This is a genomic window from Amycolatopsis sp. NBC_01307 (assembly GCF_035975215.1).
GTDB lineage: Bacteria > Actinomycetota > Actinomycetes > Mycobacteriales > Pseudonocardiaceae > Amycolatopsis.
In genome coordinates, this window is record NZ_CP108403.1 from 177,500 (window position 1) to 189,855 (window position 12,356).

Consider the following 12,356-nt stretch of genomic DNA (forward strand, 5'->3'; position numbering starts at 1 on the left):
TCGGACTGGCAGCTTAGGCCAGCGGTGAATCGCCCCGCCGGGGAATCACCACGAACCCGGCGGGTGGCCGGGAGGATCAGGCGCGGAGCCGGAGTCCCGAGGGTGTCGCGCGGAAACCCGCCTCCGTCAGCACTTGCGCGAGTTCGGAGGTCAGGGCTTGCTCGCCGTCCGCGCGCTGGACCGACAACTGGCCCAGCCAGCCTTCGCGGACCGCCGCCGACAACGCCTGGGCCGCGTCCGTGAGCGGTTGCCGTTCCTCCGTGAAGCTCAGCAGCGATCGGCCGCCGCGCTCGACGTACAGCGCCGGCACCCCGTCCACCAGCACCGCCAGTGCACCCGCCTTGCGAGCCGGACGATGCTTCGTGTCGCCGGTCGCGGCGGGCCAAGGCAGCGCCGCGCCGTACGGCTGGGCCGGATCCGCCGCCGCCAGGACCACCGCGCGCCCGGGAGCGGGCCGGCCCGGGCCGGACAGCGCGCGCAGCCGGTCCACCGCGCCCTTGGCCGCGAACTGGGCCGCGCCGAGGCCTTCCACGACGTACCCGCGGATCACCTGGCCGGTGTCCTCCATGCCGCGCAACACCTTGTAGATCCCGGAAAACCCGCCGGTGACGCGTTCGGTGTCGAGCGCGCCGCGGGTCAGGACGCCGTGGCGCTCCAGGAACGCTTCGGTGCGCGCGTGGGCCCGCCGGGTGGCGTCGGTCTCGCGAGCGGGGGTCAGTGCCCACCGGCCGGCGACGGTCGGTGGGCCGGAGCGCGACGGCATCTGCGGCCGCCCCGCCCGCAGCCGCGCGTACCGGCCGCGTGGGGCCTGCCGGCGGGGTTTGTGTGCGCCGTGCCCGGCGACCTGGGCGCGCAACGGCCCCAGCGTGTCGCCGGTGACCAGCCCGGCCCACACCAGATCCCACAGCGCGGCCACGGCTTCGGCGTCGCTCGGCGCCTTGTCCACCAGCACCGTCGCGCGGTCCACCAGCTGCCGGAAGAACAGCGCGCCACCCTCCAAAGTGGACACGATGGCGTCGTGCAGCGGGCCGGTCGGGATGTCTTCGACGACCTCGGGCAGCAGCAGGTCGGCGACGTCGGTGGGTGCGAGGGCGATCCAGCCGTCGCCGCCCGACAGCGCGCCGCAGCCCGCCCAGGTGACTTCGCCCGCGGTCGTCAGCTCGTCCAGCAACGCGGGGGAGTAGCCCGGCAGCCGCCCCGGCAGGATCAGCGACTCCACCGCGCTCGCCGGCAACGGCGCCCCGGCGAGCTGCTCGACCACCGAGAGCACGTCGTCCGCCGTCGGCGCCGCCCGGACACGACCGCCGAACCCGTGCCACGACGGCAGGAACCGCCCCAGCGCCGCCGGTTCGACCGGCTCCACCTCCGCTCGCAGCTTCGCCAGCGACGCTCGCCGCAGCCGGCGCAGCACCGCCGAATCGCAGTACTCGACCCCGGCACCGTGGGTGTCCGGGTGCCCGACAGGACTCAGCTCGCCCCGGACCAGGCGGCCTTCCCCGGTCAGCCGGTCGAGGACGCCGGTGACGACGGCCGTGCCGAGCCCGAACCGCGCGGCCACGGCCGCCGCGGCGAACGGACCCCGGCTCCGGGCGTAGCGCGACAGCAGGTCCCCGAGCGGGTCCGCGACCGGTTCGGTGAACGCCTCGGGCACGCCGACCGGCAGCGCGGTGCCCAGCGCGTCCCGCACCCGGCCCGCGTCCTCGATCGCGATGAACCGTTCCTCGCCACCGATCCGCACCCGGAGCGCGCGCCGCGCCCCTTCCAGCTCGGTGAGCCACTCCGGCTGGATCCCGCGCTCCCCGGCCTCCGCGACGGTCAGGTCGCCGATGAACCGCAGCAGGTCGGCGGCGTCCTCGGCCGAACGCGCGTGCCGGTCGGGGTCGAGGCGCTGCAACGACCGCGTGACCTCGGAGACGGCTTCGGGATCGAGCAGTTCCCGGATCGCCTCGGTGCCCAGGAGTTCGGCCAGCAGCCCCGAATCCAGCGACAGCGCCGCCGCGCGCCGCTCCGCCAGCGGCGCGTCGGTCTCGTAGAGGAACATGCCGATGTAGCCGAAGAGCAGGCTGCGCGCGAACGGTGACGCGGCCGGCGTCTCGACCTCCACCAGCCGGACCTTGCGGGCCCGGACGTCGGCCATCAGCTCGCGCAGCCCGCCCACGTCGTAGACGTCCTGCAGGACCTCGCGCATCGCCTCGAGCACGACCGGGAAGCGTTCGTACTTCGCCGCGACCGACAGCAGCTGCGACGCCCGCTGCCGCTGCTGCCACAACGGGGTCCGGCGCCGCGGGTCCCGGCGCGGCAGCAGCAACGACCGCGCCGCGCACTCCCGGAACCGGGCCGCGAACACCGCCGAGCCGCCCACCTCGGCGACGATCAGCTGCTCGACCTCTTCGGGGTCGAGCAGGATGTCGTCCGCGCCGATCGTGACGTCCGCGCCCTCGGCGTCCAGCGCGTCGGGCAGGCGCAGCACGATGCCGTCGTCGGAGTGCGCGATCTGGGCGTCGACCCCGCGGTTCTCCCGCAGCCGCGCGGCGATCGCCAGCGCCCACGGCGCGTTGACCTGCGCGCCGAACGGCGAGTGCACGACGATCCGCCAGTCGCCCAGCTCGTCGCGGTAGCGCTCCAGCAGGATCGTGCGGTCGTTCGGGACGTGCCGGGTCGCGGCCTTCTGCTCGGCCAGGTAGGCGAGCAGGTTGTCGCACGCCCGCTGGTCCAGGCCCGCCGCGGTGGCCCGCTCCCGCGCCTTCTCGTCGTCCGATGTGGACAGTTCGCGGACGAACTTCCCCAGCGCCCGGCCCAGTTCCAGCGGACGCCCTGGTGCGTCGCCCTTCCAGAACGGCATCCGCGCCGGCTCGCCCGGCGCGGGCACCACGATGACGCGGTCGTGCGTGATGTCGGTGATCCGCCATGACGACGTGCCCAGCAGGATGGTGTCGCCGACGCGCGACTCGTACACCATCTCTTCGTCGAACTCGCCGACCCGCGAGCCCGGTTTGTCGTCGCCGCCCGGGGTCATGACGGTGAACAGGCCGCGGTCCGGGATGGTGCCACCCGAGGTGACGGCCAGCCGTTGCGAGCCCGGCCGCCCGCGCAGCTCGCCGGCGATGCGGTCCCAGGTGATCCGCGCCCGCAGCTCGCCGAACTCCTCGCTCGGGTACCGGCCGGCGAGCATGTCGAGCACCGCGTGCAGTGCGTCGTCCGGCAGCGCGGCGAACGGCGCCGCCCGCCGCACCAGTGTCGCGAGGTCCGTGACCGACCACGGCTCGAGCGCCACCATGGCCACGACGTGCTGCGCCAGGACGTCGAGCGGGTTGCGCGGGTACCGGACCGCTTCGATCGCCCCGCTCGCCATCCGTTCCGCGACGACCGCGCAGGACACGAGGTCCCCGCGGAACTTCGGGAACATCACCCCGGAGGACACCGCGCCGACCTGGTGCCCGGCGCGGCCGACGCGCTGCAGCCCGGACGCCACCGTCGGCGGCGCCTCGATCTGCACCACCAGGTCGACCGCGCCCATGTCGATGCCCAGCTCCAGCGATGACGTCGCCACCACGCACGGCAGCTGCCCGGACTTGAGCGCCTCTTCGACGTGCGTGCGCTGCTCCCGCGACATCGACCCGTGGTGCGCCCGCGCGATCACCGGCGGCGCGCCGGTGCTCACGCCCGACTGCCCGACGGCCTCCGCCGGGAAGGTGTCGCCGGCGGTGAGCTCGGTCTGTTCGGCGGCGAGTTCGTTGAGCCGTGCGGTCATCCGCTCGGTGAGCCGCCGGGAGTTGGCGAACACGATGGTCGAGCGGTGGGACTGGATCAGGCTCAGCACCCGTTCCTCGACCGCGGGCCAGATCGACGGCCGCTGCACCGGGTTGCCGGAGATCTCCTCCAGCGTGCCCAGCCCGCCGGGGGCGACCTCACCCGGCGGGAACGCGGTGGTCATCGACTCCAGCTCGTCGAACGGGCTCGGTGCCGGACCGCGCGGCGCGTCGAGGTTGCTCATGTCGTCGACGGGGACCTCGACCCGCACCTCGATGGTCTTCGCCAGCTTCGGCTGCACCACCCGCACCGGACGGCCGCCGGCCAGGAACGCGCTCACCTCGTCGACCGGGCGGACCGTCGCCGACAGGCCGATCCGCTGCGCGGGCTTCGCCAGCAGCGAGTCCAGCCGCTCCAGCGACAGGGCCAGGTGCGCGCCGCGCTTGCCGCCGGCGACCGCGTGCACCTCGTCGACGATCACCGTCTCGACGCCGCGCAGGGACTCCCGCGCCGACGAGGTCAGGATCAGGAACAGCGACTCGGGTGTGGTCACCAGCACGTCCGGCGGGGTCTTGCCGAACGAGCGGCGCTCGGCCGCGGTGGTGTCGCCGGTGCGCATGCCGACCGTGATGTCGGGCACCGGCAGCCCGAGCCGCCGGGTCGCCTGCGAGATCCCGGCGAGCGGGGCCCGCAGGTTCCGCTGGACGTCGACCGCCAGGGCCTTCAACGGCGAGACGTAGAGGATCCGGCAGCGTTTCGTGGCTTCGGCCGGCGGCGGTTCCACCGAGAGCCGGTCCAGCGCCCAGAGGAACGCGGACAGGGTCTTGCCGGACCCGGTCGGCGCGACGACGAGGGCGTGTTCGCCCGCGTGCGCGGCCCGCCAGGCTCCCTCCTGGGCCGCGGTGGGCGCGGCGAAGGCACCCGCGAACCAGTCCCGGGTCGCGGGGGAGAAGAGGTCGAGCACGTCAGCTGCCACGTGGTCCATGATGCGCGCCCCCTCCGACAGTTTCGGTTCCGCCGGCGAGCAGGACGCCTCCGCTCTCGGCGAACGGCGAATACTGGATGTCGACCTTCGTGCGGTCGGTGACCAGGCGGAACTCCCGGTCCAGTGGGGTCCAGTAGGGGAAAGGCGCCTGGCCCAGCTGGGAATGGTCGGCCAGCACGTACGCCTCGGCGCCCGCGTGCAGCATCGCGTGCCGGACCACCGACTGCTCGAGTGACGGGCAGCACAGACCCCGTCCGGACACCAGGCCGTCGGTGCCGAGGAACACCCGGTCGGGTGAGACGTGCCGCAGTTGCGCGAGGACGCTCTCGCCGAGGATCGCCTCGCCGGGGTGCCGCAGCCGCCCGCCGAGCACGATCAGGTCGATCCCGGGGAAGCCGGCCAGCTCGCGGATCGCGGTGACGCTGTTGGTGACCACCGTCAGCCCCTCGCGGTGGGCGAGGTAACGGGCAAGCCGCCCGGTGATCGTCCCGGCGTCGAGCAGCACGATTTCGCCGTCCCGCACCAAGGCTGCGGCTTCGCGGGCGATGGAGTCCCGCGCCGCTGCGTGCTCCTGATCCTTCTCCCGGGGACCGCGGTCCCCGGGCCCGGTGTCGAGCGCGCCGCCGTAGGTGCGTACGACGTGCCCGGCCCCGGCGAGCGAAGCGAGGTCACGGCGGATCGTCGACTCGGAGACGCCGAACTCCTCGGCCAGCCGCGTGATGCCGCCCGAGCCGTCGCGGACGGCTTCCAGCAGCATCGCGCGCCGGTCACGGGTGCCCGGTCGCGGCTGGGACGTCATCGGCCGGGCGGGTAGATCGAGGGCAGCTTCCGCGCGTACGGCGCCAGTGCCGCCGCCGCCTTGAACGCCGCGACCATCGTGCCGTGCGAGGCCCGGCCGGTGCCGGCGATGTCGAACGCCGTGCCGTGGTCCACCGACGTGCGCAGGATCGGCAGCCCGACGGTGACCGACACGGTGCCGTCGAAGTCGTAGGTCTTCGACGCGATGTGCCCTTGGTCGTGGTACAGCGAGAGCACGCCGTCGAAGTGGCCCTGGATCCCTTGGTGGAACACGGAGTCCGCGGGGAGCGGGCCGACCACGTCGAGGCCCGCGGCGCGCGCGGCGGCCACTGCGGGGGCGATGGCGACGATCTCCTCGTCGCCGAACTTGCCGCCCTCGCCGCCGTGCGGGTTCAGCGCCGCCACGGCGAGCCGCGGTTTCTCCGTGCCGAACACCTCCAGCGCGGTGTACGCCTCGCGGATCGCGTACTCGATGTTCTCCCGGGTGATCCGGTCGATCGCTTCGCGCAGCGAAAGGTGCCGGGTGGCGAAGAAGATCTTCAGTCCCGACACCCAGAACATCGTGTTGAACCGGGTCGAGCCGGTCAGCTCGCCGAGCATCTCGGTGTGCCCGAGGTGCTGCGAGCCCGCCGCCCAGATCGCCTCCTTGTTGATCGGCGCGGTCACGACCGCGTCGACCTCGCCGGCCAGCGCGAGCCGGGTGGCCACCTCGATCGCGCCGACCGCCGCCGCGCCCGCGGTCGCGTTCACCTCGCCCCACGGCAGGTCCTCGCGGACCACGCCGAGGTTGAGGATGTCGATCACGCCGGTGGTGAAGCGCGCGTCGGCGACCGTGGCGATCGGGTTGATCTCCAGGTGCAGGCCCAGGTGCCGGACCAGGCGTTCCAGCACGATCGCGTCACCGACCGCGACCCCGCGCGCCATCTGCAGGGACTCGGGCTCGGCGAGGGTCTTCAGGGTGATCTCCGGGCCGATGCCCACGGGGTCGCCGAGGGTGACGGCGAGGATCGGGAGGTCGTTCACGGGCGCTTCCTTCTGGTCGGCACTGCGGTACGGGGTCGTCCGTCGAACGGGTGCGACTCACGCCGCGTGTCATGGAGTAGAGAGTACGCCGACTTGCGCGGAGTGTGCAACTGGGTTGCGCGAAGTGCGCAGCTCGGCCGAGCGGCAGTGACTTTCGCGGGTCCGCACGCACGGTGACCGCGCACGTGGCAGCATCACGGCCAGCGTCGTCAAGGCGTGTTTTCGCGAAGGGGAGTGCTGTGCGGATCCTGTCGGTGGACCTCGGGACGTCCAACACCGTCGCCGTGCTGTCGGCGCACGGCATGCCGCCGAGGGTCGTCGAAGTGGACGGTTCGGCCAACATGCCGTCGGCCGTGTTCGCCACCGAAGAGGGCACGATCATGGTCGGCCGCGACGCCGAACGCCGCGCCCGCCTCGACCCGACCCGCTTCGAGCCGAACCCCAAGCGCCGCATCGACGAGCAGACCCTGTTGCTGGGCACCGACGTCGTGCCGGTGAACGAGGCGCTCGCCGCCATCCTCCGCCGCGTCCTCGAAGAGACGTCGCGCCAGCTCGGCGGCGAACAGCCCGACGAGGTCCGGCTGACCCACCCCGCGCAGTGGGGGCCGACCCGCCGCAACGTCCTGATGTCCGCCGCCCGGCTCGCCGGGATCGGCGGGAACATCCTGCTGGTGCCCGAGCCGGTCGCCGCGGCGGCGCACTTCGCGTCGTTCCCCGGCAAGGCCCTCGCGCCCGGGCAGGCGCTGGCCGTCTACGACCTCGGCGCGGGCACCTTCGACGTCGCCGTCGTCGGCGCCACGCAGACCGGGTTCACCGTGCTCGCCGAGGACGGCCTGCCCGACCTCGGCGGCCTCGACGTCGACCAGGCGCTGATGGTGCACGTCGGGCGCGAGGTCTCGCACTCCGACCCGCAGCGCTGGCAGCGGCTGCTGCGGCCCGAGTCGACCGCGGACCGCCGGACCCGGCGCGCGCTGCAGGAGGACGTGAAGGCGGCCAAGGAGGCCCTTTCGCGGCACCCGCAGACCGAGGTGCCGATGCCGGAGCCCTTCAAGGACGTCCTGGTCACGCGCGGTGAGCTGGAAGGCCTGGTCCGCCCGGCGATGCTGCGCAGCGTGGAGCTGCTGGCGCGGACGCTGCGCTCGTCCGGGCTGACGCCGGACCGGCTCGCGGGCATCTACCTCGTCGGCGGGTCGAGCCGGCTGCCGCTGGTCGGCGCCATGATCGCGGAGAAGCTCGGCGTCGTGCCGGGCAGCCTCGACCAGCCGGAGACCGCCGTCGCGCTCGGCGCCCAGCACGTCGCCCGCGACGGGCTCGGCGCGCGGACGCAGAACGTCGAGGGGGCCGTGGCCGCCGGCACCGCGCCGCACCGCCCGCAGTACGCGCCGCCGCCTCCGCCGCAGTACCCGGGTTACGCGCCTTCGAACTTCCCGCCCAGCGGGCCGCAGCGGGTGCAGGCCCCCGCGCCGTCGAACTTCCCGGCGTACTCGCCCGCGGCCGAGCAGGTCGAGCCGAAGCCCGGCGGCCGGAAGAAGCTGGTCATCGGGATCGCGGTCGCGGTGGTCGTCGTGCTCGCGGCGGGGCTGACGTTCTTCCTCACATCGTCGTCCGCGGCGACGACCTACACCGCGGACCAGTGCAAGACGCCGGGCCAGGCCGACGACAAGGGCTTCACCGGCTGCCTGCGCCAGCTCGCCGGGAAGATCGCCGACACCGGCGACTGCAAACCGGGCATGGGCAACGGCCCGGCGGCGCCGGCGGAGAACCTCGGTGCGTCGTCGACCTGCTCCGCGCCGGGCCGGGCGGGCACCCAGGTGACCTACGTCCACGGCGACAGCGCCGACACGCTGAAGCAGTACACCGACGGCCTGCTCACCTCCGCCGGCGGCGACCGCACCGAGGCCGACTGGGGCGGCAACGGGCTCAAGGGCCACTACGCGTCCGCCGCGGGCAAGACGTCGGCGGTGCTCGTGTTCACCGTGTCGGACCGGCCGCTGACCGGCTTCATCTACCAGCTGAACTCGAGCGACCAGGCCGCGGCGACCACGCCGGGCACGCTGGCCGACTACTTCGAGGCGAGCGTCCAGCCGGGGAGCTGACCCGGGAAAGGGCGCGAACGGGCCGTTCGTGCCCGGCACGACCGCCCGGATAGCATGGCTCCGATGCGCATCACGGTTTTCCGGCGGCTGATGGCCGACGAGTTCGGTCCCGGGCGGGCCCAGGTGCTGGCACGGGATCACGTGCTCAGCGCGCTCGGCGGCCGTACTGTCGACCAGGCGCTGACCGCGGGAATCCCGGCGAAAGAGATCTGGCGAGAGGTCTGCGACGCCTTCGACGTCCCGGCGGAACGGCGCTGACCTGCGGGGATACGGCCGGCCCCTACCCGGGCGGGCGAAAATCCTAACGCAGGGGTGTGTCGCTGCCGACCTCGAACAGGTGTTCGTCTATGGTGTTGTCCACATACGGGTCCAGCGATCCACAGATGGGGCGCCGCGCCTGGAATTGTCGGACCCCGCCGCTAGCGTCGGACCGGACAGCTGAAGAACCGAACAGAGCCCCGGCGGGCTCATACCAGCGAGGTGGACTTCCATGCCTGCAGCACCCGACAAGGACAAGGCGCTCGAACTCGCCCTTGCGCAGATCGACAAGCAGTACGGCAAGGGCTCGGTCATGCGCCTCGGCGACGACGGCCGCGCGCCCATCGCCGTGATCCCCACCGGCTCGATCGCCCTCGACGTCGCACTCGGCATCGGCGGGCTGCCCCGCGGCCGTGTCGTCGAGGTCTACGGCCCGGAATCCTCCGGTAAGACCACGGTCGCCCTGCACGCGGTGGCGAACGCGCAGAAGGCCGGCGGCATCGCGGCGTTCATCGACGCGGAGCACGCGCTGGACCCGGAGTACGCCAAGAAGCTCGGCGTCGACACCGACGCGCTGCTCGTCTCCCAGCCGGACACCGGTGAGCAGGCGCTGGAGATCGCGGACATGCTGATCCGCTCCGGCGCGCTCGACATCCTGGTCATCGACTCCGTGGCCGCGCTCGTGCCGCGCGCCGAGATCGAGGGCGAGATGGGTGACTCGCACGTGGGTCTCCAGGCCCGCCTGATGAGCCAGGCGCTGCGCAAGATGACCGGTGCGATGAACAACTCCGGCACCACCGCGATCTTCATCAACCAGCTGCGCGAGAAGATCGGCGTCATGTTCGGCTCCCCGGAGACCACGACCGGTGGTAAGGCGCTGAAGTTCTACGCCTCGATCCGGCTCGACGTGCGCCGCATCGAGACGCTCAAGGACGGCGGCGAGGCGGTCGGCAACCGCACCCGCGTCAAGGTCGTGAAGAACAAGATGGCCCCGCCCTTCAAGCAGGCCGAGTTCGACATCCTGTACGGCCACGGCGTCTCCCGCGAGGGTTCGCTCATCGACATGGGTGTCGACCAGGCGATCGTGCGCAAGTCCGGTGCCTGGTACACCTACGAGGGCGACCAGCTCGGCCAGGGCAAGGAGAACGCGCGGAAGTTCCTGCGCGAGAACCCGGACATCGCCAACGAGATCGAGAAGCGCATCAAGGAGAAGCTCGGCATCGGCCCGCAGCTCGACGCCGAAGCCGTCGAAGCTGTGCCGGCGCCGGTCGACTTCTAGGAGAGGGTCCTGGGTCCTCACCGTGGCAGCGGTTCACGGTGAGGCGCGCATGAACGACGAGGAGTGACCGAGGTGGCGAGGGCACCGAAGATCCCGCCGTCGGAGCTGCCCCCGGAGGAGCGCTTCAAGAAGGCCAAGGAGGTCTGTTACGACCTCCTGGCCGTGCGGGCGCGTACTCAAGAGGAGCTCCGGCAGGCCTTGCACCGCAAGGGCTTCGACGAGGAGACCAGCGAAAACCTGCTCGGCAAGCTCGACCGGGCGGGGCTGGTCAACGACGCGGAGTTCGCGGAGCTGTGGGTGAAGTCCCGGCACACGACCCAGGGGCTGTCCCGCACCGCGCTGCTGGCCGAGCTGCGGCGCAAGGGCGTCGACGACGAAGTCGCGGCGCAGGCGGCGGGCGAGGTCGACCGCGAGTCCGAGGAGCAGATGGCCCGGGAGCTGGTCCGCAAGCGGCTCGGGTCCCTGGGCAACGTCGACGAGCAGACGGCGCTGCGGCGCCTGCTCGGCTTCCTGGCGCGCAAGGGCTACCCGCAAGGGCTGGCGTACACGGTGATCAAGGAGGAACTCCGCGAGTACGGCGCGGAGTCCACCCTCCTGGACGACGCCTACATCGACTGACAGCCACCGGGCCCGGTGAGGCCACGGCGGGTGAAGGTGCTTTGCCTGGAACGGGCTAAGCACGACCCATCGAGCACTCGGATGTGATCGTCGCCGGGCTGCCCTGTGGCCGGACCAGGCCGTTGCGGTTCGGGCCGGTCATTGCGCCCGGCGGATGCGGTGGGGCTGTGCCGGGAGTGTGGGTGTGCCGCCGGGCGTCCGGGCGCACCGGTGCTTGCCGCGTTGCGAGCACCGGCCGCACGTCATGCCGAGGTGGCCGGTGCTGCCGCCGGTACCGCCTCCTGCTCCGCCGGTGCCGTTCGCTTTGTTGGCGGCCGGCGGTCGGAGCGGTGTTTGCGGACTGCCAGCAGCAGCACCGCCAGCAGGCCCATCGCCACGCACGTGACCGCTGCCGAGAGCACCAGGAACTCGTCGAGGCGGCCGGCCGACAGGTAGGCGCCCAGTGCTACCGCCACCAGCGCGCACACCGCTCGGTCCACAATGGACTCTATCGACAGGAGCGTCGCGCGGTAGCGGGAGTCCGGGATGGAGTCGTTCAGGAGCTGCTTCTGGATCGGGAACGAAATGCCCGTCGCCACGGCGAAGACGCACAGCAGGAGCACCGTCGGGACCGTGCCGGCCGGGACGATGAAGCCCAGGCACAGGGCCATCACGATCGTCAGGGTGAACACCGAGGCGACCGGGCCGATGGCGCGCCGCAGCCGGTGGGGGCGGGCCGCGCCCAGGGCCTCGAAGACCGTCATGGCGGCCAGTACCGCGCCGTACCAGTTCACCGAGAGTGTCTTCGACTCCAGGATCGGCTGGAACAGGTTCACCTGGCAGATCCGCACCAGCGTGAACATCGCGATGCCCTGCACCATCAGCAAGAACAACCACCGCGACGACCGCAGCGCCGACAGCGCGCCGCCGACGCCCGCGAGGAGGGACGCCGTCTTGCCGGCCGCGCGGCGGCCGCCCGGGATCGGGGGCAGCTTCAAGGCGAACGCCAGGGCGATGGCCGCGTTGAGCGCCGTCAGCCAGTACGGGGAAGGGAGGTTCCACGCCATCAGCAGGCCGATCACCGGCCAGTACACGATCTTGCCGATCAGGCTGTACGCGCGGCCGACGCCCTCCACGCGAAGGTAGTGCTCACCTTCGCCCTGAGCGTGCAGGTACTCGTAGAGGTACGCGCTCTGCGCGCCGGACACCAGGGACCTGGCCAGCGCGATCAGGATGAAGTGGATCAGGAACCCGGTGTAGGAACCGAAGAACACCGGCACCAGGTTCGCGGCCACGAGCACCGCGGCGCCGGCCTTCAGCGACGTCCGGTAGTCGAACCGGTCGGCGATCATCCCGGTCGGGATCTCCAGCAGGCAGAACACGGTGTAGTAGATGCTCTGGATGCCGAAGATCTGGCCGTCGTCGAGGCCGACGAGCTTCTGGTACTGGTAGAAGATCGGCACCCACAACAACAGGCCGAAGAAGAACTGGAACCCGTAGGTCAACCGGACGGCGCGCTGCACGGCCGGCTTCGCGGGCAGGCGGAAGCCCAACATGATGTGTGTCTCCG

The 12,356-nt window shown here is 72.2% G+C and carries 8 protein-coding genes; 4 read left to right on the forward strand and 4 right to left on the reverse strand.

The window, feature by feature from the left end; genetic code table 11:
* Positions 1-76 precede the first annotated feature (76 nt).
* Genes OG439_RS00905 through pdxA form a run of 3 tightly spaced genes read right to left on the reverse strand, consistent with a single transcriptional unit; the run spans position 77 to position 6,556 of the window.
* Positions 77-4,735, reverse strand: coding sequence for a DEAD/DEAH box helicase (locus OG439_RS00905; protein ID WP_326947439.1), 4,659 nt, complete (start codon positions 4,733-4,735; stop codon positions 77-79).
* Positions 4,716-5,534: a DeoR/GlpR family DNA-binding transcription regulator gene (locus OG439_RS00910; protein WP_326947440.1), complete on the reverse strand. Its 819-nt coding sequence runs from the start codon at positions 5,532-5,534 to the stop codon at positions 4,716-4,718. Before OG439_RS00910 ends, OG439_RS00905 begins: the two co-directional genes overlap by 20 nt.
* Positions 5,531-6,556 carry a 4-hydroxythreonine-4-phosphate dehydrogenase PdxA gene (gene pdxA / locus OG439_RS00915; protein ID WP_326947441.1) on the reverse strand — a complete coding sequence of 342 codons (1,026 nt, stop codon included), beginning with the start codon at positions 6,554-6,556 and terminating at the stop codon, positions 5,531-5,533. The genes OG439_RS00910 and pdxA overlap by 4 nt, the downstream gene beginning before the upstream one ends.
* Positions 6,557-6,795: 239 nt before the next feature.
* Between pdxA and OG439_RS00920 the strand changes: the two genes are divergently transcribed.
* The 4 genes from OG439_RS00920 to OG439_RS00935 all read left to right on the forward strand — a co-directional run bounded on the left by OG439_RS00920 (position 6,796) and on the right by OG439_RS00935 (position 10,807).
* Positions 6,796-8,652 (forward strand): Hsp70 family protein, encoded by a 1,857-nt coding sequence (locus OG439_RS00920; RefSeq protein WP_326947442.1) that lies wholly within the window; start codon positions 6,796-6,798, stop codon positions 8,650-8,652.
* Positions 8,653-8,715: 63 nt separating this feature from the next.
* A complete protein-coding gene (locus OG439_RS00925) occupies positions 8,716-8,910 on the forward strand; it encodes a DUF3046 domain-containing protein (RefSeq protein WP_247062976.1) in 195 nt (64 codons plus the stop codon).
* 232 nt (positions 8,911-9,142) lie between these two features.
* The gene (gene recA / locus OG439_RS00930; protein ID WP_247062979.1) at positions 9,143-10,189 is read left to right on the forward strand and encodes a recombinase RecA; all 1,047 of its coding nucleotides are present in this window, start codon (positions 9,143-9,145) and stop codon (positions 10,187-10,189) included.
* A 90-nt stretch (positions 10,190-10,279) separates the two neighbouring features.
* Positions 10,280-10,807, forward strand: coding sequence for a regulatory protein RecX (locus tag OG439_RS00935; RefSeq protein ID WP_247064101.1), 528 nt, complete (start codon positions 10,280-10,282; stop codon positions 10,805-10,807).
* A 242-nt stretch (positions 10,808-11,049) separates the two neighbouring features.
* On the opposite strand, the gene OG439_RS00940 is transcribed toward OG439_RS00935, so the two are convergent.
* On the reverse strand, positions 11,050-12,342 hold the full coding sequence (locus OG439_RS00940) for an MFS transporter (protein WP_326947445.1): 1,293 nt from the start codon (positions 12,340-12,342) through the stop codon (positions 11,050-11,052).
* Positions 12,343-12,356 lie beyond the last annotated feature (14 nt).